Genomic DNA, 19337 nt, shown 5'->3' on the forward strand with positions numbered 1-19337 from the left:
TCCCTTTCCTTCGGGCGCGAGGTTCGGTTCGCGCGAGGCGGCCGACCACTTGCAACGCATGCGCAGTCGGGTACGGCCACCGCGGGCCTCCCATCCGATCGACCGCGTTCAGGATGTCCGGACGTCTGCAGGCACCGCAGTACGGGTGTACGTGCCGGCATCGGACGATTCGGAGCGGTTACTCGTGGTGTACCTGCACGGCGGAGGATGGGTGAGCGGGGACCTCGACATGCATGACCCGACCTGTCGTTCTCTTGCCATCGGTGCCGACGCTGTCGTCGTCAACGTCGATTACCGGCTGGCGCCCGAGCATCCTTATCCGGCTCCTCTGGACGACGCCGCCGAGGCTGTGGAATGGGCTGTCGCGCACGCCGAGTCATGGGGCGCCGATCCCTCGCGCACGGTTGTCGCGGGCACGAGCGCGGGGGCCAATCTCGCTGCAGCGGTTGCCGTCAGGCGTGCGGAGGCGGTCGCCGAACCAGCTCTGCTCGGCCAGGTACTGATCTATCCCGTCCTCGACGCGGCGATGCATACCGCCTCGTACCGCGAGAAGGCGGAGGGCTACTTCGTCACGGCTGACCACTTGAGATTCTTCTGGGACGCGTACGTCCAGTCCGACGTCGATCGCGCGCATCCGCACATCTCTCCGGGGCTCGCCCCGGGGGTCTCGCAGCTTCCGCCGGCGGTCGTGGTCTCGGCAGAGCACGATCCGCTGCGGGACGAGGCCGACGCCTTCGCCGAGCGGATGCGATCGGTCGGCCGACTGCTGGCGCACTCGCAGGTCCCCGGTCAGATCCACGGCTTCTTGACGGCGTTCGCCGACAGTCCTGCCTCGACCTCGACCCTGCAGCTGGTGATCGACAGCCTCGTGAGGATGCGGACACTCCCGACCGACGGAGCCCTCGTGACCGATGACCCACGAGGACAGTGAGTCTCGGTCCGAGCATGGCGCGGGGTGCCGGGCGACCCGAGCACTCTCGTCGTCCCCGAGTTCGTCCCGGAACGGCGTCAGCGCGCGTCAGGTGCCCGTTGCGTGGGTCGCGTCGGGATCGGGGTTCCACTGCGGCTCGCGCTTCTCGACGAAGGCGCGAGGACCCTCGATGAAATCGGGGTGGGACCACTGCAATCTGATCAGCGCCCACGCATGTTGCAGCGACTGCTCGTAGCTCGTCTCCAGCGAGCCCCAGATGGCTTGCTGCGTGAGTGCCATGGCCTGCGGGGAGTTCTTCGCGATCGAAAGTGCGATCTCCCGAGCCTTCTCGAGTGCTCGGCCTCGAGGAACGAGCTCGTCGACGAGACCGAGTTGGTAGGCGCGCTCGGCGCTCAGCCGGTAGTCACGACCCTGCAGACTCATGCGCAGCGCCGTCCCGAGCGGCAGTCTTTTGGCCAATCCGATGTTTTCGAGACCGCCGACCATGCCGATGTTGACGTGGGTATCGAGGAACTGGACGTGGTCACTGGCCACGACGATGTCGGCGTCGACGACGTGGTGAAGGCCTCCGCCGGCAACGGTGCCGTTCACAGCCGCGATGACGGGCTTCCACACCTTGTTGTGTCGTGCCGACCAGAACACGGTCTGGTCGAGCGGCGCGTTCGCGGCCACCGAGCTGTCCGATGCGGCAATGCCGACGTCAGCCCCGGTGGAGAAATGCCGGTCGCCCGCCCCGGTGATGATGACGACGCGAATCGAGTCGTCGTCGCGGACGTCCTCCCAGATCGCCCGGATGGGCCCGAACATGCCTTTGTGCATGGAGTTGCCACGTTCGGGACGGTTGAGGGTGATCGTTGCTACTGGTCCGTCCTTCTCATAGAGCAGTCCGTCGAGATCTCGGGCGACGTCGAGCTGGTGCCACTTGACCATGGGTTCTCCTTGTAGGTCGAGCCGTTCGTTAATAGAGTATGCTAATAAACCACATCATCAGAACCACGCCAGGGCGTCGACGCCCTGTCCGAGGGTGCCGTGGCCCAGTGCCGCCACGCAGATGTTCAGGAGAAGTCATGGGGATGCTGGACGGTGCGGCCATCGTCGTCACGGGAGCCGGAGCAGGTCTGGGGCGGGCGTATGCAGAAGCTGTCGCCGCCGCGGGTGCGCGGCTGGTCGTCAACGACGTCGATCACGACGCGTTGGCTGACGTCGCGAACAGCCTGAAAGCCGCTGGGCACGCGGTGGAGGTCGTGGCCGGCTCGGTCAGCGACTGGGGCATCGCGGAACGCCTGATCACGACGGCTGTCGACGTGTACGGCTCGGTCGACGGCGTGGTCAACAACGCCGCTGTCTTCCAGTTCGGTGATCCGCGCGAGCTGACCGAGGAGGCGCTGCGCACGATCGTGGACGTCAACGTGCTCGGAAGCAGCTTCGTGGCCCTCCATGCGTACCGGGTGATGCGGGAGCAGGGTCGCGGTTCGATCCTCAATGTGGTGTCCGGGGCGCATGTGGGCATTGCCGGTATGACGGCCTACGGGCTGACCAAGGGTGCGGTCGCCTCGCTGACCTACAACCTGGCTGTCGACGCGGCAGGCACCGGGGTGAGCGTCATGGCGCTGTCACCGGTCGCACAGACCGGCATGGGCGTCGGCGTCGGCGCGCGGGCGGACGGCGTGCAGCGTCCGCAGCCTGCCCGGATCGCGCCGGCGGTCGTGTACCTGATCAGCGAGCGGGGCCGTCACCTGAACGGGCAGGTCGTCAGGTTCGACTCGCACTCGCTGTCGTTGATGGAGTTGCCGAACTACCGCACCGAGCGGATCACCGACGACATCGACACGGCGGAGGGTATCGGTCGCGCCTTCGAGACCCGTCTCTCGGCCGACGTCGAGCCGGTGGGTCTCTACTGAGGTCGTTCTCGATCTCGCGCGATGCGGGCTCAGGGTGGCGGCAGACGGACGTACCGATGAGTGCACTGTGTGATTGCGCTTAGGGTCCATGTGCCGATTTTGCCTGCTTGTGCACCCAAACAGGATACTGATACCGTCCAAGAATGACGTGAGTCACATTCCCGCGCACTTTGCCGGGAGTTGCTCCGCACGTTCCTCCTGCCGCCCGGGTTCCGTGAGGAACTGTCTCCTTTCCACGTATCCGAACGAACGGTGAGCGCGTGTCAACTGAAGTGTCCTCTGTGTCTTCTGTTTCCGATCCGACCTCGCTGTCAGGCGCCGAACTCGATGCAGTGACGGCACGGTGGGTGAGCGGTTTCGAGCTCGCCTTGAGCCGAGCTGAGGACGGCGCGGTCCGCAGCCTGTTCCACGACGATGCCTGGTGGCGGGACTTGCTGGGGTTCACGTGGGATCTACGCACTGCGCACGGGCTGAAGCAACTCGACAGCGCAGTATCGGAACGCGCCGGCCAATCGGGCCTGTCGATGGCGATGATCGGGAACGCCTCGCTGGTCGACGCAGGTACCGAGCACTGGATCCAGGCGATGTTCACGTTCACCACAGACCTCGCGCACGGACGTGGGGTGCTGAGGCTGGTGCGCCGTGACGACGTCTGGAAAGCCTGGACAGTGATGACTGCCATGGATGGGCTTGTCGGCCACGAGGAACTCACCGGCACCAACCGTCCCCACGGCGGAGCGCACGGCACCGATCGCTCGCAACGCAACTGGGCCGAATCTCGCAAGCTGAAGAGCGAGTTCACCGCGTCCGAGCCTGCGGTCGTGATCGTGGGCGCAGGACACGGTGGTCTCGGCCTTGCTGCACGACTCGGCTGCCTGGGGATCGACACCCTCGTGATCGATCGCAATCCACGGATCGGCGACAGCTGGCGGAACCGATACGACTCCCTCGTCCTCCATGATCCGGTCTGGTACGACCATTTGCCGTACTTGCCGTTCCCGTCCAGCTGGCCGGTCTATTCGCCGAAGGACAAGTTGGCCGATTGGCTGGAGTCCTATGCCGCCACGATGGAGCTCAATGTCTGGACGGGTACGGAGCTGCGCGCGAGCGACTACGACGCCGCCTCCGGCCAGTGGAGCGTGACCCTCGAGAGGACCGACGGCACTACCCGGGTGGTTCGTCCCCATCACCTCGTTCTGGCCACCGGGGTCAGTGGGACCGAGCCGAACATTCCTGAGATTGCCGGTGCCGACACATACGCGGGAATGCTGTGCCATTCGCACGGTTTCCCCCATGGCCACGACTTCTCCGGGCGCAGAGCTGTGGTGGTCGGGAGTTGCAACAGTGGCCACGACATCGCTCAGGAGCTCTACGAACGTGGTGCCGACGTCACGATGCTGCAGCGCTCGCCCACCTACGTGGTGAGTGTCGCGAGCGCGGCCGTCCCCATGACAGGTGTCTACGACGAATCCGGTCCGCCGACGGACGTCGCCGACCTGCTCGGAGCGTCATTCCCGTTCACGGCGGCGCCTGAGATGCACCGCGCCACCACGGCTGCAATGGCGGAGTTGGATTCGGACATCATTGCAGCACTGGAGAAGTCCGGTTTCATGTGGTCGTCCGGGATCGACGGAACGGGTGCTCTGGGACTCTTCCTCCACAAGGGCGGCGGGTACTACATCAATGTCGGTACCTCCGAGCTGATCGCTGCGGGCGAGATCAAGATCAAGTCCGGCACCGAGATCGAGACGTTCACGAAGTCAGGGTTGGAGTTGTCCGACGGGAGCGCGCTCGCCGCGGATGTCGTGGTGCTTGCCACCGGTTATCGCGGAATGCTCGACACGGCCCGACGGCTCCTCGGCCCGGACGTCGCCGACAGATGCGGACCGGTGTGGGGGCTCGACGACGAGGGTGAGCTGCGCGGCGTCTGGCGCCAGTCAGGGCACGACGGCCTGTGGTTCATGGGCGGCAACCTCGCGATGGCTCGCTTCTACGGCAAATTTCTCGCGCTCCAGATCAAGGCGATCGAAGAAGGTCTCGTCGGGGACGCATCGCGCGCTCGCCCTGCTCTGTGAACGGTCTTCTCGACGAACGGTCTCACCAGTTACAGGAGGAAATTCGATCATGCCAGGACGAGTCGAAGGCAAAGTCGCCTTCATCACCGGTGCCGCACGCGGTCAAGGTCGCAGTCACGCGTTTCGCCTCGCAGAGGAGGGGGCCGACATCATCGCCGTCGATGTGATGGACGATGTCGACACGGTGTCCTACCCGATGGCGACAGCAGCTGACATGGCCGAAACGGTTCGCGGTGTCGAGGCCAGAGGTCGAAAGATCGTCAGTACTCACGCCGATGTGCGTGACCACCATTCGCTCGAGCAAGCCGTTGCTGCGGGCGTGGCCGAGTTGGGTCGGCTCGACATCGTGTCAGCGAACGCGGGCATTTTTTCCTTCGGCTCGGCCACCGAGCTCGACGAGGCGACGTGGCATCAAATGATCGACATCAATTTGAGCGGCGTGTGGCGCACTGTCAAGGCTGCCATTCCGACGATGGTCGCGCAGGGGACCGGGGGATCGATCGTCTTGACCTCGTCCGTGGCGGGACTGAGAGGCTTCGGTCGGACCGGGCACTACGTAGCGGCAAAGCACGGCGTCGTCGGTCTGATGAAAACGCTCGCGCACGAGCTCGCCGAGCACGCGATCCGGGTCAACACCGTGCACCCGACGCAAGTGGACACACCCATGGCCCAGAACCAGGAGATGTACGACGCGTTCTCTCCACACCTCGCTCATCCCACTCGTGACGACTTCGCCGCCGCTTCCAGCGCCACCATTCTCATGCCCATTCCCTGGGTCGAGGACCTGGATGTCAGCAATGCCGTGCTGTTCCTGGCTTCCGACGAGTCGCGGTACATCACCGGTACGAGCCTCCCCATCGACGGCGGCGCGGCAATCAAGTAGCCCCTCAGGGCTGACTCCACATCGAGACGAAAGTACCGATGGTCGAAGACGACCATCGGTACTTTCGTGTCTGTTTCGTTCGGGTCAGGCGTTTCGCGTCTTCGACCGCACCTCTTCGTACCGACGCAGCGCGAGGGACGACAGGAGGATGATGCCGAGGAACATCGACGAACCCCACACCGGGGCACCGGAGATGGCCAGACCGGCCGACCCGACCGCGATGACGAGCACGGCGACCGCTGCGCCCTGTACATTGAACCGTCCACCGCGGAACTGGGTGGCACCGAGAAAGACCGCCGCGAACGACGTCAGTAGGTAGCCCGGACCGATTTCCGGAGATCCTGCCCCGACCTGGGCGGTGACCAAGACTCCGGCGAGACCGGAGACCAGTGCTGAGACCAGCAAGCCGGCGACCTTCAGCCGGCGGGTCTGCACGCCGACGAGGCGGGCAGCTTCCTCGTTGAACCCGGTCGCATAGAGCCGACGACCGGTCACGGTGCGCTCGAGCAGCCACCAGATGAGCAGCCCGACCACGATCGCGACGAAGACCGGGGGCGTCAGCCCGAAGATGATCTCCGTGTTGGCGATCTTGCCGAAGTCCTGGTTCAACCGCTGGTCGCTCACCGGCACGTTGCCGCTGATCAGCAGGATGACGGCCTGGAAGAAGGCGCCACTGGCGAGTGTGGCGATGAACGAGTCGATGCCCAGCATCACGACGAGAACGACATTCAGTAGTCCCGCACCCAGGGCCAGCAGCAGACACAACACGATCGTCACTGTGAAGCTCAGCTGCCGTTCGACGATCAGGTAGGCCGCCGTGACGCTCGTCATTCCCATGACATAACCGATCGACAGATCGAAGACCCTGGTGCACATCGGGACGATCAGGCTGAATGCGACCAGGGCCGCGACCGAGTTCTGGTTCAGGATGAGCTGCACGGTCGTCGAGCGGGGGAAGAGGTCCGGCTGCGTGACGGAGAAGTAGACGACGATGATGAGGCCGACGTACACCGCCCCGATATTGCCGAATCTCAGCGGTTTCACGGCGCGTTTCCAGGTCCGATCACCTGCGGAGGTGGTCGCGTGTCGTGACGAGATCTCCGTCGATGGCATGTGAGTGGTGTTGTCGGGGTCGGACGCTTTCAGTTCAGACATGACTGCTTTCCATCTCGGTCAGTAAGTGGGGTACGTTGATTCGCTCGCCCTCGGCCGTGGAGGCGATGACTCCCTCGCGCATGACCAAGACCCGGTCGCACAACTCCACGAGATCCTCGACGTCGGACGAGCAGACGAGAATCGTCAGACCGGCCGCGGCTCGGTCCCTCAGGAGTTCGTACAGAGCTCGTCTCGCGCCGATGTCGACGCCGGCCGTCGGCTCGGTCAGCAGTAGGATCCGCGGCTCGGTGCACAGCCACCTGGCCAGAAGTACCTTCTGCTGGTTGCCACCGCTCAGGGTCAGTATCGGATCGTCGGCGACGTGCTCGGCAATCTCCAACGCACGCATCCACTCTCGTGCGAATTCGGATTCGGCTCGCTTGGACGCCAATCGGCCAGGCTTCGACAGGTTTCCGAGCCGTGCAAGGGTCAGGTTCTCGCGGACAGTGAAGTTCGCGATGAGACCTTCTCGCAGCCTCTGGCCGGGCACGAGTGCGATGCCCGCACGGTGTGCGCTGGCCGAGGTGGGCGGGTCGATCGTCTGCCCCGCCACCTGCCAGCCGCCAGAGGCCTTCGATCGACGGGCACCCCCGAGAAGGTAGGCGATTTCTTCGCGACCGGAGCCCTGTAGCCCGGCGATGCCGACGATCTCGCCGGCGTGCAGGGTGATGTCCACATCTTTGGTGTGGTGGCCCGACAGGCCGCGCACGGACAGGACCGGCTCGCCTGCGGCCGGGCGGGCACCTCGTTCCGCAGCCACGGTGTGCTGTGCATTGTCGGTGATCAGGCGAGCCAGATCGACCGCCTTCGCATCGCGGACCGGGGTGTCAGCGACGACCTCTCCCGCGCGGAGCACGATGACCCGGTCTGCGATCTGCTGGATCTCGTCCATGCGGTGTGACACATAGATCACGGCGTGTCCGGCGTCGCGCACGCGATTGATGAGGTCGAACAACTGCGAGACCTCGCGCGAAGGCAGAGCGGCGGTGGGTTCGTCGAGGACCAGGACCCGCGAGTCTCCCTCTTCCCAATCCCACAGCGCCCGCGCGATCGCGACACCGGTCCGTTGGACCGGGTCGGCTTCGCTGAGAGGAGCCGACACGTCGATCTCGATGTCGAAGCGGTCGAGCAGCTCCCTGGTGCGCTTCGCCTGCCGGCCTTGGTCCACTGTGCCGAACTTGCCGCGCAGATAACCGCTGGTGAGGGCGACGTTGTCGACCGTGTTGAGCTCCTCGACGATTCCGAGGTCTTGGTGCACGAAACGTAGGCCGAGGCTGTTGGCACTCTGGGCGTCCCCGAGGATCAACTCGGAGCCGCGGAGCTCCGCGGTTCCGGCATCGGGCTGGTGGAAGCCGGCCAGGATCTTGATGACCGTCGATTTGCCGGAGCCGTTGTGGCCGAGCAACGCGAGCACTTCGCCGTCGTGGACTTGCAAGGAGACGTCGTGAAGGGCCCGTGTGCCGCCGAATCGCTTCGACATATTGCTGATGGACAGAGCTGGTCGCCGCTGTGCATCAGCGATGCGTTCGTCGGTGATCACTTGCCCCACAGCTCCAGGAACTTGGCCTCGAAGTCCTCCGTGATCGGAGTCGTCACGGGCGGATCGCCGAGGGTGTCCGCGGTCACGAGGATGTTCGGGACCGCGCTGTTCGCGGGTGCCGGATCGACTCCGGCTGCAACCCGGGCTGCTCCGTCCATGAAGTACCAGCCGTTCTCGAGGCCGGGGCTCTTGGCCGCGCCCTCGATGGCACCGGTCTTGATGTCGGGCAGTACCGTCTCTTCTGCGTATGCGGTGAAGATCTTGATGTCCTGTAGGCCCGCGGACTTCAGTGCGTTCACCATTCCGAGCGACATGACGCTGGCGGAGAGGAAGACGCTGTCGACGTCCTTGCTCGCGCGCAGTCTGTTGACGATCAGCTCGGAGGCGTTCTTGCCGATGGACTCCACTGGTAGGTCGTAACGTTCGCTGACCTCGCACGTGTCAGGGCAATACTCGTCGAGCCCGCTCTTCATGCCTCTCTCGAGGGAGTCGATGATCGGAAATGCGGGGAGACCGACGAACAGCATGTTGGCGTGACCCTCGGTGCGGTCCGCGACGAGCGAGGCAACGGAAGCACCCTGAGCTTCGATCCCCGGAGGCCCGGAGAAGTTGACCAATGGGCCGGGCTGGCCCGGCGCGGCCGGCTCGTCGAGGACGCCGCCGGAGACGACCGGAATGCCTCTGTCGAAAGCCTCTCGGTAGCCGTCGCCCAGGACCGTGCTCTCGTAGGTGTAGTTCATGATCATGTCGGGGTCTTGGCTCAGAGCCGACTTGAACGCGTTCTGCTGTGCGGCCGCGTTGCTGCTCGACGGAGTGATGATCGAGACGTCCCAGCCGAGCGCTTCGCCGGCCGTCTCCACCTGGTCGCCGAGTGGCTTGCAGAACGACGTCACGCAGTTGACCAGGATGACCTTGAGGCCGCTGGGGATCGCCTTGTCGATGGGCACGGTGATTCCGAGCGGGGCCGATGGAACCGCCAACTCCTGGACCTTGGCGGTTGCGGCCGACACATCGACGGCGGCCCTTTCCTCATCCGAGCCGCGAGAAGCGCTGCCGCCGTTTCCGCATGCGGCGAGCGCGAGCGAACATACGGTCATCGCGGCGATGAGCCCGGCTTTCCGGGTGGTGGTGGGTCGCATGGTGGCGCCTCTCGTGGTTGATACCGAGCTATTCAGGATGTTGTATTGCGAAGGTGGATCCGTGGGCTCGCGTACGCGTTCGTCCCGAGGTCGACCTCTGCTGTCGGTTGTTGCTCTGAAAACCCACATCTACCGGTGGTTCCAGTCGAGTGACCCGCATCACTGTAGGACGCGAGTGTGCTCACAGTAACAACAAGATCAGCCCGCGTCTTCAACTAAGTACACTTTTTTAGACAGCTGGCACGGGGGAGTGGACCCGCTGCCGTCAACGGCGCGTGATCGAACAGCGACCGACGAACAGCGGCCGATCTCAGCGGCGGCGAGGTCAGCCCAGCGATCCGGCGCGATGCAGACTCGGGATGTCGTCGATGTGATCGGCCAGCCTCGTTCGGGTCTCGCTCAACGGGACGGGCTGGTACCGCCTGAACTGCAGGTATTGGCTGATAAGTGCGAGATCGTGCTCGAAGCAGAAGCCGATCGCGCCGTGGATCTGGTGGATGTGGCGCATGACGTCCCGGACGGTCTCGAGGTGGACCAGGCGCAGGGCGAGCGCTGCGCCCTCCCCGGCCGTCGGGTCCGCGTTGAGCCGCCACGCCGTGAACAGTGCGAGTTCGCGGAGACCCCGTGCCGCGACGGCCGCGTCCACGAACCGGTACTCCAGTGCCTGACGTGTCCTGAGCGGCTTGCCGAATTGGATGCGCTCGTTGAGGTGTCGTGCTCCCAGGTCGAGAACGTGGCTCATCGCACCGGAGCTACTGAAGGCGGAGAACGTCTCGTGCCAGGCCCAGGTGCGAGGTGAGCCCACCTCACCGTTTCCGACCGGTCGACACACGGCGGCATGCGGCGCCAGCATCTTGGGATCCGCGGAGAGGGGAGTCGCCATCATCGGAACGATCTGACCGGACGGATCGATGGTGTGGCTCTGATCCAGGAGAGCCGCGTAGTCGAGCAGCACCTGGTCGAGACCGCGGTCGATGGCGTGCAAAGGCACGGATCGCCCGATGCCGGCGCCGGTGATGAGGGCGGCGACTGGCGCGGGGAGTGCGGCACGCCCGGCCTCCTCGGCTACCAGACATGCCACCATCGCCAACTCCGGATCGGAGTCGAGTCCGTCGAGATCGTCCAGACCCACGTGTCGTAATCGTTCGACCGCCGTCGAGAGTGCACCGGCCGCGTCCGTTCGGCTGGACCGCGCGAGCGCGAGGTCGTCGGCACCGAAGGATGCGCGCGCCGATCGTGCGACGTCGAGCGCGACCTCGGGGGTGGTCAGGTCCACGAACAGGCTCTTCCGGCCCGTGCGGTGGCTGTCGAATTCATGACAATGAGTATACTTCTTTTGGTCGGCCGAGGGGTCGGTCTTCATGATGTCCCGAGGAGTCCCTGATGATGGACTACGCCTTCTCTTCCTCCGAGACCGAGTTGCGGTCCGACCTGAGAGAGCTCATCGGTGAGTCGATGCCGGCCGATTATCCCGGCATCTTCGTCGAAAATTTCGAGGAACCACTGGCCGCCAGTTGGGCCTTCTGCCGCAAGCTCGGAGCACAGAATCTGTTGACCCGCGCCTGGCCGCGGCAGTACGGAGGCGATGACGCGTCCGTGTGGTCGCAGGTGGTCTTCAACGAGGAGATGTGGGCTCACAACGAGCCTCGCGGCGGCCAGTACATGGGCGTGACGTGGATCGGGCCCGCCCTGATCACCTTCGGCAACGAGGCCCAGCGCGAGCAGCACCTGCCCGGCATCGCCAGTGGTGACGTCCAATGGTGTCAGGGGTTCTCCGAGCCCGACGCCGGTTCGGACCTGGCGTCCCTCACAACGCGGGCGACCAAGGTGGAGGGCGGATTCAGGGTCCAGGGTCAGAAGGTCTGGACGTCCTATGCCAGCCATGCGCAGTACTGCGTTCTCGCCGCTCGCACCTCGGTGCTGGAACGCAAGCAAGACGGCCTCACGGTGTTCCTGGTCCCGATGGACCGGGAGGGCATCACCGTCCGACGCATCCCGACCATGCTCGGGCCCAACCACTTTCATGAGGTGTTCTTCGATGACGTGTTCGTCGAGAACGTTGAAGTGCTCGGCACTGTCGACCACGGCTGGGAGATCATGACGGCTGGTCTCGCGTTCGAGAGGGTCGGCATTCCCCGGTATGCGCGGGCCGATCGGATATTGGCGGAAGCGCGAGAGGCCACACAGGGCGGCAGTCCCGCGGCGTCGACCGACCTTGCAGCGGCCATGGTCCACGTGCTCGTCGCCAGGCTGCTCAACTACCGCAACTACGACGGACGGGTCAGGGGCGAGGAGACGCCTGCAGGGGGCCCGATCGCCCGAATCGCGTCGACGCTCGTGGAGCAGGAGGTCGCCGACGTGGCGATGGACATGGCAGGGGTAACGGCGCTGGCGCCGGATGCTCCCGGCACGCATCCGGCTCTGGGCCACCTCGAGCACCACTGGCGGTATGCGCAGGCCGCCACCGTGGCGGCCGGCGCGCTCGAGATCCAGAAGATGTTGGTCGGTCGACGCCTCCTGTCGCCTCGGCGCGGCTGAGGGCAGTTGCCCGGATTCGATAAATGAGTACACTCCAATCGTTGACTGTGATGTTCGTCATGGTTGCACAGAGCGGAGGCGCGCGGCGATGACCGCATGCCCGCCGAAACCCCGAAGGGAGCAACCAGTGGCAGCCAAGATCACAGTTTCCGGGGTGAGCAAGCGATTCCCCGGCAAGCGTCCGGTCATCGCGCTGGAGAACGTCGACCTCACCATCGAGAGCGGGGAGTTCGTGTGTCTGCTCGGCCCGTCGGGCTGTGGGAAGTCGACGCTCCTGCGGATGTTCAACTCGCTCATCCGGCCGACGAGCGGACAGATCGAAGTCGAACACGAGACGTCGGCTCCTCTGACAGCCATGGTTTTTCAGGACTACAGCATCCTCCCCTGGATGAGCGTCGAGGAGAACGTTCGCTTCCCGCTCGAGGGTAAGGGGCTGACACCGGAGGACACCTCACGACGAGCCGACATGTGGATCGAACGCCTCGGCCTCGCGGCCTTCCGCGACTCTTATCCGTCAGCTCTCTCCGGTGGCATGCGTCAGCGGGTGTCCGTCGCCCGCGCGCTCGCGTTCGAGCCCGAGATCCTCTTGATGGACGAGCCGTTCGCCGCGCTCGACCCACAGCTGCGCCGTGTGCTGCAGGACGAGTTGCTGGCGATCTGGCAAGAGAACCAGCGGACCGTGGTTTTCGTGACGCACAGCCTCGACGAGGCCATCCTGCTCGGCGACCGTGTAGTCGTCATGTCGGCTCGGCCGGGCCGGATCATTGCCGACGTTCGGGTGCCCTTCGATCGCCCGCGCACGTCGGATCTCCGCTCGCACGCCGAATTCGCACGCCTCGAGCAGCATCTGTGGGAGCTGCTGGCAGACCAGGTCCAGACCACGCCGGCAAGGAGCAACGCATGACTGTCCTCCGTGAACGCAACTCCACTCCTGGTGGGCATGTGGTCTCGATCGACCCGGGGCCCGACGACGTCGATCCAGACAAGTTCGCACGGCGACGCCGACTGCAGAACCAGGTGTTGGGTATCGCCACGCCCATCATCCTGCTTGCCGCCTGGGAGATCGGTGGCCAGACGGGTTTCATCGACAAGCGGTTCTTCCCGCCGCCGTCCGACATCGCCATGACGGCCGTCGACATGGTGCGGAGCGGGTCATTGCAGGGCGATTTCCTCGTCACGATGAAGGCCTGGCTCATCGCCTTCGTCGTGGGCACGCTGATCGGGACGGCTGCGGGCGTCCTGCTGGGGTTGTCGCGCATCGCGCGGGCCGCACTCGAGCCCGTGCTGTCGGCGTTCTACACGATCCCCAAGCTGGCGATCCTGCCGTTGCTGCTGATGATCTTCGGCCTCGGAGAAACCCCCAAGATCATCCTCGTCGCGCTCGGCGTCTTCTTCATCACCTGGATCTCCGCGTTGGAGGCTGTCCTCGATGTTCCTGAGGGCTACTTCGAGACCGCACGATCTTTCGCGGTGGGTCGCGGCCGCATGCTTCGCAAAGTGCTGATTCCGGCGGTACTGCCCCAGATCTTCGTCGGACTTCGGATTGCCGTCGGCCAGTCGATCTTGATCCTGATCGGCGTCGAGTTCGTGACCGGCGACGACGGGCTGGGCCACATGATCTGGAACTCGTGGCAGATCTTCGCCGCTGACCGGATGTACGTCGGCATCATCCTCGTCGCTCTGATCGGGTTCTTCCTCACGAACGCCATCCAGCTCGTCGGTCGTTGGTGCGTTCCGTGGGCGCCTCGTTCGCAGCGCTCACGACGGTGACCACGCCTCGACCGTTCGACTCCCGAGAAGAAGGATTCGCATGAACCTGTCGCCCACCCGAGCTGCGCGCGTTATCGCACTGTCCACCGTGATCGGCGTGCTTCTCAGCGCCTGCGGCGGCAACGGCGACGCATCGTCCGGCGTGACCGTCGACGAGAACGGCCGCCTTTCCGAGCCGACCACGATCACCATGACCTCACCGTGCCAGACGGTCTCGTGCTTCCCGCCCTTCCTGTTCAACGAGTGGGACGAGTTCGAGAAGCGGAACATCACGATCGAGAACACCGTCCTGCCGACGACTGATGCCACGGCGCTCGCGGCGACCGGCAACATCGACGTCTACCAGGGAGGCATGAGCGTAGGCCTGCTCAACGCCATCGCGAGTGGGGCCGACGTCCGGGTTGCTGCGCCCACTTACCAGCTCCTCGACGAGAACGAGGCGGGGTTCTACGTCAGTACCAGGCTGTTGGAGGGTCGGACGTTCGATCCCTCGATGCTCAAAGGTAAGACGATCGCATCCTCTCAAGGCAACGCCGGTGCCACGATGATCGCGCTGACTCGCCTGCTGAAGGAGGGCGGACTGTCGATCGATGACGTCGACATCACCATGATGACCGAGGCGGACCAGATTCCCGCGCTCGAGAACGGCTCCATCTTCATGGCCACGCTCAACGAGCCCTCGACCTTCCAGATCAACAAGAGTGGAGGAGGCGTCAAGGTCGGACGACAGGTGGTCAGTGGATTCCCGATCTCGGTCTACGTCTTCGGGCGAAATCTGATCAGTGGGAACGCCGCCGTCGGTGAGGCGTTCACCGCCGCCCTACGAGCCGTCTACGTCAACCGTCTCCAGGGCGACTACATTGCCGATCCGACGATGCGCGCCGAGATGGAGAAGGCACTAGGCCTGGCACCCGGAGCGCTCGACACTGCCAAGTCCGACTTGTACCCGACGGATCTGGCTTTCCCGGACGGCTGGGTCGAGGCGCACACCCAGACTTGGAGCCAGATCCCCGACCTCTTGCAGGGGGAGGCCGGTGACCTGACGAACGACGACGTCATCGACCGCCGGTTCATGGATTTCGCCAACGGCATCACACCGTGACTGCGGCCGCAGTACCGGTTCTTGCGGGCAAGGTCGTGGTGGTCACCGGGGCCGGCCGCGGTATCGGCCGGGCGATCGCGATCCTCGCTGCCCAAGAGGGAGCCAGCGTCGTGGTGGCCGACGTCGGCGGTCCGGTCGACCAGAGGGAGACTTCGGCGGGTCCCGCGACCGAGGTCGTCGAGCAGATCGAGACGGACGGCGGCATTGCGACGGCCAGCGTGGAGGACGTCTCCACCTCGGCCGGTGCGGCACGGGTGGTCGCAACCGCGCTGACCACCTACGGTCGCCTCGACGCCATGGTCTGCTGCGCCGGGATCCTCGATCACGGGCAGGTGCACGAGATCACCGAGCAGCAGTGGACCGACGTGATCAACGTGCACCTCGGGGGCCACTTCGCATGTACGAGCGAGGCATCCCGAGCCATGATCGCGTCGGGCACCAGTGGTCGAATCGTGCATTTCTCGTCGGCTGCCGCACTCAAGGCTCCCAAGATCCAGCCTGCCTACGCTGCAGCGAAGGCAGGCGTCATGGCGCTGACGTCGAGCAGTGCGAAGGCGCTGGCGGAGCACGCCATCACGGTCAACTGCATCCTGCCGGGAGCTTCCACGCGGATGACCGACAAGGTGTGGGCCGACCAACCCGGCCGAGTCGACGTCGCCGGGTTGTCCATGCGCAGCGAGGACAGCGCCGGCACGTGGCGGGACCCGGCCAATGTCGCGCCGTTCGTGATCCACCTCCTTCGAGACGAGGCGGCCACGATCACCGGCGCCGCCTTCGCCGTGGTGGGCCACCAGGTCACGACCGTGCTCCCGGCGACCTACGGCGCGTCCATCGTCGCCGATCGGCAGTGGACCCTGGAGGCTCTGAGTGCCAGGGTCCCCGGTCTCCTGGCGGACACCGATTCGGCTGAGTCGCCGTGGCCACCGCCCATCGATCGCTGATCGAGCTGGTCGGACGTCGCGCCGGTGCTACTGCACCGGCACGACCTCGCGACGGCCGTCGTGGCCTTCGACAAGACGCGCCCAGTGGAACCCGGGGGAGTGGGCCAGGGCGAAAGGTGTGCTCGTAGCGACCAGATCGTCGGCCACACGAGCGGCCGAGCTGCGTGCTTCGCCGTGCTCGCAGTCAGCCACACCCGGCCAGTCGGAGTCGATCAGCTCGACGGGGTTGTGTGCGACGTCGCCCAGCAGCAGCCCGCGCTCACCGTCGGAGACGAGCTCGACGATGGTCGACCCGGGAGTGTGGCCCGGGGCGTGACGCAGGACTACTCCGGGCACGAGCTCGAGCTGGTCACCGTCCCAGCGGTTCACGGAGTCGGCCAGCGGGGCCAGCTGGGTGCTGGGCCTGTCCTGCTGACGCTCGATACGGACCCCTCGGTAGTGATCGGAGAAGAAGTAGCTCCAGTCGGCTTCGTGGGCGAAGTACTGCGCTCGCTCGAAGACGAGCCGATCGTCCTTCACCGCCCAGCCGATGTGGTCGAAGTGCAGGTGCGTGAAGACGACATGCGTGACGTCTTCGGGGGCGACCCCGAGTGCAGCGAGCTCGTCGAGGAAGTCGCCGCCGGTGAACGGGGCAGGCGGGTCGACACCCACGCCGACGTCGGCCAGGATGACCGCGGAGCCCGTTCGGACCAGGTAGCCACCGATGCTGTTGACGTACTCCCCGCCGTCGAGGTGACAGAGGTACGGCTGCCAGTCGTCGATCGTGCGAGTCGGGTACACGAAGGTCGGATCCATGCGGATCTCCCCGTCTCGAACTCCATCGATTCTGATCGACCCGATCTGCATGGTTCGGCTCCTTCCGAGCGCTGCGCACCGCGGATGCCTTGTCACGGGCACCTTTTGCTGATACTCATAACAGTATACTTATTCGGGTCGAACGCCAGGAGTGTCATGGATCTACAAGGTCGAGTCGCCGTCGTGACCGGTGGTGCCTCCGGAATCGGGGCCGCTTCCGTCGCGCTTCTTCGGGAGAGCGGAGCCGTCCCCGTCTCGTGGGACCTCGGGGGTTCTCCCGATATCCACGTCGATGTCAGTGACGCCGCTGCGGTCGGCGCCGCGATCGCCGAGACGGTCGAGCGATTCGGTCGACCGTCTCTGCTCGTTGCAGCCGCGGCCGTGCCGCACCGCTCGTTGATCATCGACCACGACGTCGAGGCCTGGGACAGGGTCTTCGCCGTCGGTATGCGTGGAGTCATGCTCTCGATCCAGGCTGTGGCACGCACAGCGATCGAGGAGGGGACAGGTGGCTCGTTCGTCCTGATCTCGAGCAACAACGGCATCCTTGCCGATCGCTACCTGTCGGCATACTCGTCCGTCAAAGCGGGCGTGAACCACCTGGCCCGCGTTGCCGCGCGCGAGCTGGGCGAGCACGATATCCGGGTCAATGCAATCGGGCCCGGCCCGACCGAGACGCAGATGCTGGCCAAGAACCTCCAGATCCCGGGGTACGTCGAGAAGATCGAACAGGTCACTCCTCTGGGCCGCATCGGCACCTCGTACGACATCGCCGACTCGATCGTCAACCTGATGCGGGCCGGGTGGATCACGGGTCAAGTCGTGCAGTCGGACGGCGGTGCCTCGCTGACCACCCCCCGTGGTGACTCACGCTCCGCCGGCCAGGCCTCCGCCAACGGGTCGAACGGTTCGGTGCCCCAGCCACTGGCGTGAGCGCCGGATCGCAGCGGTGTCACATCCCGAGACACCGCTGCGTGAAGGTCCGACGTACCGGGCCGGCGAGGTTCCCGATCAGCCGGTCGTGTTCGCCAGCAGCGCGCGGACACCGACGGAGTCGACCTTCAGCGATGCGCTGCGGGGCAGACTCTCGACGACCAACACCTGAGCCGGAATCTGATAGGCGCTGAGGTGGTCACGCAACCAGCCTCGGATCGCGTTGCCGTCGATATCGGCATCTTTCTCCAGCTCGACGGCCGCGTGCGGGATCTCTCCGAGCCGTTCGTCGGGCATACCCACCACGGCTGCATCACGGATCTGCGGGTGGGTCCGTAAGGTCTCGGCGACCTGCCCGGCGGAGACTTTGAAGCCACCACGGATGATGGCGTCGTCCGCACGGCCCTTGATCCACAGGAAGCCGTCGGCGTCGACGGTCGCGAGGTCGTCCGTGCGGACCCAGCCGTCGGAATCCACCGAGTCGATCGCGAGCTGCGCGGAGCGCAGCTCCAGGAGGCCCACGTCACCGAACGGGAGTGGAGCGAACGAGTCGCGATCGACGACCCGCATCTCGACGTTGGAGTGAGTCCTACCCACGCTGCCCCGCTTGGTCTGGGCATGCTTTCTGCGATCAGCGAGGCTCCAGCCCGCTACACCACCGGCGAACTCGGTCGCTCCGTACACGGTCAGGACCGAGATTCCGTAGGTGGCCTCGAATCGTTCGGCCAGCTCGGGGCTGACCGGAGCCGTGCCGACGGTCAGAGCCTTGAGGCTCGCCAGATCGGCTTTCTCCGTCTCGCGGTCGAGCAGCATCGTGAGCGCGGCAGGCGGCACGTTGGCCACGATGGGCCGATGCTCGCGAATCAGCTCGATCCATCCGTCGATCTGGAACTTGGGCAGCATCGCGACGGCACGGCCCTCCGCGAAGTTCAGAAGCGTCGTCCAGACCCCGCCCATGTGCACCATGGGCAGAGCCACGACCGCAACGCTCTTGCGCAGGCTCAACGGTTCCTCGGCTGACGAGGCGTAGTGACGGCTGGCGTCCAGCGCCGCCGACAGCGACGCGTAGGTCAGGGGGATCCGCTTGGGCGGGCCGGTGGTGCCACTGGTCATCATCTCCAGTGCCACGCCGGGGTGCAGACGGCCGACCAGGTCTCCGGCGGCGTACCCGGCTTCCTGAATCACCGCGAAGGTCGACGGGTCGTCTCCCTCCACACTGATGGCGGCGGCCCCGATGTCGCGCGCGGACGCCAACGTGGCCTCGGTCCAGTCCTGTGGGTTGGCAACGATCGCGACCGCGCGTACGGCGCGAATCGTGTCTGCGAGGCGCTCGTTCGGGACCAGATCGCTCAGGGTGAGGATCGCCTGGTTCGATGCGACGATCGAGACCGTGGCCGCGACGGTCGAGGCACCGTTGCGCATGACGACCGCGACGCCCGCTCCGGGTACCGAGGCACCCATCGAGCCGAGCACGGTCTGAAGGACCTCACCTCCGGCAGCGATGGCACCCCACGAGTGCCACCGGTCGGCTATCTGCAGAGCGCGGGCGCTCGGATCGATCGCCGTCACGTCGCGCATGCGTCGGGGCAGGTCAGTAGGCTCGGTCATGTTATTGAGTATACCCATCTAGGTGG

Annotated in this window: 17 protein-coding genes; 10 read left to right on the plus strand and 7 right to left on the minus strand. The window is 65.4% G+C overall.

Translation table 11 applies throughout. The features are described 5' to 3' along the window. Positions 1-58 precede the first annotated feature (58 nt). Positions 59-931: an alpha/beta hydrolase gene (locus HQ314_RS20315; RefSeq protein ID WP_261781931.1), complete on the plus strand. Its 873-nt coding sequence runs from the start codon at positions 59-61 to the stop codon at positions 929-931. An 87-nt stretch (positions 932-1018) separates the two neighbouring features. On the opposite strand, the gene HQ314_RS20320 is transcribed toward HQ314_RS20315, so the two are convergent. After that, positions 1019-1861 (minus strand): enoyl-CoA hydratase/isomerase family protein, encoded by an 843-nt coding sequence (locus HQ314_RS20320; RefSeq protein ID WP_222626766.1) that lies wholly within the window; start codon positions 1859-1861, stop codon positions 1019-1021. Between the two features lie 137 nt (positions 1862-1998). On the opposite strand from HQ314_RS20320, the gene HQ314_RS20325 reads away from it, so the two are divergent. The 3 genes from HQ314_RS20325 (at position 1999) to HQ314_RS20335 (ending at position 5790) form a co-directional block, all read left to right on the plus strand. Beyond that, the gene (locus tag HQ314_RS20325) at positions 1999-2832 is read left to right on the plus strand and encodes an SDR family NAD(P)-dependent oxidoreductase (protein WP_222651089.1); all 834 of its coding nucleotides are present in this window, start codon (positions 1999-2001) and stop codon (positions 2830-2832) included. Positions 2833-3179: 347 nt separating this feature from the next. Then, on the plus strand, positions 3180-4907 hold the full coding sequence (locus tag HQ314_RS20330) for an NAD(P)/FAD-dependent oxidoreductase (protein ID WP_308119513.1): 1728 nt from the start codon (positions 3180-3182) through the stop codon (positions 4905-4907). A gap of 49 nt (positions 4908-4956) precedes the next feature. Continuing rightward, positions 4957-5790, plus strand: a complete 834-nt coding sequence (locus tag HQ314_RS20335) for a mycofactocin-coupled SDR family oxidoreductase (protein WP_222626769.1) — start codon at positions 4957-4959, stop codon at positions 5788-5790. 84 nt (positions 5791-5874) lie between these two features. Here the strand turns inward: HQ314_RS20335 and HQ314_RS20340 are convergent, their stop codons facing one another. The 4 genes from HQ314_RS20340 to HQ314_RS20355 form a co-directional block, all read right to left on the minus strand. Beyond that, complete coding sequence (locus HQ314_RS20340; RefSeq protein WP_222626770.1) at positions 5875-6834, minus strand: ABC transporter permease; 960 nt, start codon at positions 6832-6834, stop codon at positions 5875-5877. 103 nt (positions 6835-6937) lie between these two features. Then, positions 6938-8485 (minus strand): sugar ABC transporter ATP-binding protein, encoded by a 1548-nt coding sequence (locus HQ314_RS20345; RefSeq protein WP_222651092.1) that lies wholly within the window; start codon positions 8483-8485, stop codon positions 6938-6940. Then, entirely contained in the window at positions 8482-9624 is a 1143-nt protein-coding gene (locus HQ314_RS20350; RefSeq protein WP_222626772.1) for a substrate-binding domain-containing protein, read from the minus strand. Before HQ314_RS20350 ends, HQ314_RS20345 begins: the two co-directional genes overlap by 4 nt. 325 nt (positions 9625-9949) lie before the next feature. Continuing rightward, on the minus strand, positions 9950-10900 hold the full coding sequence (locus tag HQ314_RS20355; RefSeq protein WP_222651093.1) for an acyl-CoA dehydrogenase family protein: 951 nt from the start codon (positions 10898-10900) through the stop codon (positions 9950-9952). Positions 10901-11007: 107 nt separating this feature from the next. Here HQ314_RS20355 and HQ314_RS20360 point away from each other — a divergent pair, with 107 nt between their 5' ends. The 5 genes from HQ314_RS20360 (at position 11008) to HQ314_RS20380 (ending at position 15975) form a co-directional block, all read left to right on the plus strand. Continuing rightward, positions 11008-12162, plus strand: a complete 1155-nt coding sequence (locus tag HQ314_RS20360; protein WP_261781916.1) for an acyl-CoA dehydrogenase family protein — start codon at positions 11008-11010, stop codon at positions 12160-12162. A 154-nt stretch (positions 12163-12316) separates the two neighbouring features. Then, the gene (locus tag HQ314_RS20365; protein WP_308014239.1) at positions 12317-13066 is read left to right on the plus strand and encodes an ABC transporter ATP-binding protein; all 750 of its coding nucleotides are present in this window, start codon (positions 12317-12319) and stop codon (positions 13064-13066) included. Beyond that, positions 13063-13932: an ABC transporter permease gene (locus tag HQ314_RS20370; protein WP_222651094.1), complete on the plus strand. Its 870-nt coding sequence runs from the start codon at positions 13063-13065 to the stop codon at positions 13930-13932. Before HQ314_RS20365 ends, HQ314_RS20370 begins: the two co-directional genes overlap by 4 nt. Positions 13933-13972: 40 nt before the next feature. Continuing rightward, positions 13973-15034 carry an ABC transporter substrate-binding protein gene (locus tag HQ314_RS20375; protein ID WP_222626776.1) on the plus strand — a complete coding sequence of 354 codons (1062 nt, stop codon included), beginning with the start codon at positions 13973-13975 and terminating at the stop codon, positions 15032-15034. Then, positions 15031-15975: an SDR family NAD(P)-dependent oxidoreductase gene (locus HQ314_RS20380; RefSeq protein ID WP_222626777.1), complete on the plus strand. Its 945-nt coding sequence runs from the start codon at positions 15031-15033 to the stop codon at positions 15973-15975. Before HQ314_RS20375 ends, HQ314_RS20380 begins: the two co-directional genes overlap by 4 nt. Before the next feature lie 27 nt (positions 15976-16002). On the opposite strand, the gene HQ314_RS20385 is transcribed toward HQ314_RS20380, so the two are convergent. After that, on the minus strand, positions 16003-16821 hold the full coding sequence (locus HQ314_RS20385; RefSeq protein WP_222626778.1) for an MBL fold metallo-hydrolase: 819 nt from the start codon (positions 16819-16821) through the stop codon (positions 16003-16005). A 105-nt stretch (positions 16822-16926) separates the two neighbouring features. On the opposite strand from HQ314_RS20385, the gene HQ314_RS20390 reads away from it, so the two are divergent. Then, a complete protein-coding gene (locus HQ314_RS20390) occupies positions 16927-17703 on the plus strand; it encodes an SDR family NAD(P)-dependent oxidoreductase (RefSeq protein WP_222626779.1) in 777 nt (258 codons plus the stop codon). A gap of 78 nt (positions 17704-17781) precedes the next feature. Here the strand turns inward: HQ314_RS20390 and HQ314_RS20395 are convergent, their stop codons facing one another. Next, complete coding sequence (locus HQ314_RS20395; RefSeq protein WP_222651096.1) at positions 17782-19311, minus strand: class I adenylate-forming enzyme family protein; 1530 nt, start codon at positions 19309-19311, stop codon at positions 17782-17784. Positions 19312-19337: the final 26 nt, after the last annotated feature.

This window comes from Rhodococcus sp. BP-332, from assembly GCF_019836065.1.
In the GTDB taxonomy this organism is placed as follows: domain Bacteria; phylum Actinomycetota; class Actinomycetes; order Mycobacteriales; family Mycobacteriaceae; genus Rhodococcoides.

Excerpts from the sequence above, each read along its gene's own strand:
- HQ314_RS20375 (WP_222626776.1), top strand. The coding sequence starts at position 13,973 with ATGAACCTGTCGCCCACCCGAGCTGCGCGCGTTATCGCACTGTCCACC.
- HQ314_RS20390 (WP_222626779.1), top strand. The coding sequence starts at position 16,927 with ATGGATCTACAAGGTCGAGTCGCCGTCGTGACCGGTGGTGCCTCCGGA.
- HQ314_RS20395 (WP_222651096.1), bottom strand. The coding sequence starts at position 19,311 with ATGACCGAGCCTACTGACCTGCCCCGACGCATGCGCGACGTGACGGCG.
- HQ314_RS20370 (WP_222651094.1), top strand. The coding sequence starts at position 13,063 with ATGACTGTCCTCCGTGAACGCAACTCCACTCCTGGTGGGCATGTGGTC.
- HQ314_RS20350 (WP_222626772.1), bottom strand. The coding sequence starts at position 9,624 with ATGCGACCCACCACCACCCGGAAAGCCGGGCTCATCGCCGCGATGACC.
- HQ314_RS20335 (WP_222626769.1), top strand. The coding sequence starts at position 4,957 with ATGCCAGGACGAGTCGAAGGCAAAGTCGCCTTCATCACCGGTGCCGCA.
- HQ314_RS20320 (WP_222626766.1), bottom strand. The coding sequence starts at position 1,861 with ATGGTCAAGTGGCACCAGCTCGACGTCGCCCGAGATCTCGACGGACTG.
- HQ314_RS20360 (WP_261781916.1), top strand. The coding sequence starts at position 11,008 with ATGATGGACTACGCCTTCTCTTCCTCCGAGACCGAGTTGCGGTCCGAC.
- HQ314_RS20385 (WP_222626778.1), bottom strand. The coding sequence starts at position 16,821 with ATGCAGATCGGGTCGATCAGAATCGATGGAGTTCGAGACGGGGAGATC.
- HQ314_RS20315 (WP_261781931.1), top strand. The coding sequence starts at position 59 with ATGCGCAGTCGGGTACGGCCACCGCGGGCCTCCCATCCGATCGACCGC.
- HQ314_RS20325 (WP_222651089.1), top strand. The coding sequence starts at position 1,999 with ATGGGGATGCTGGACGGTGCGGCCATCGTCGTCACGGGAGCCGGAGCA.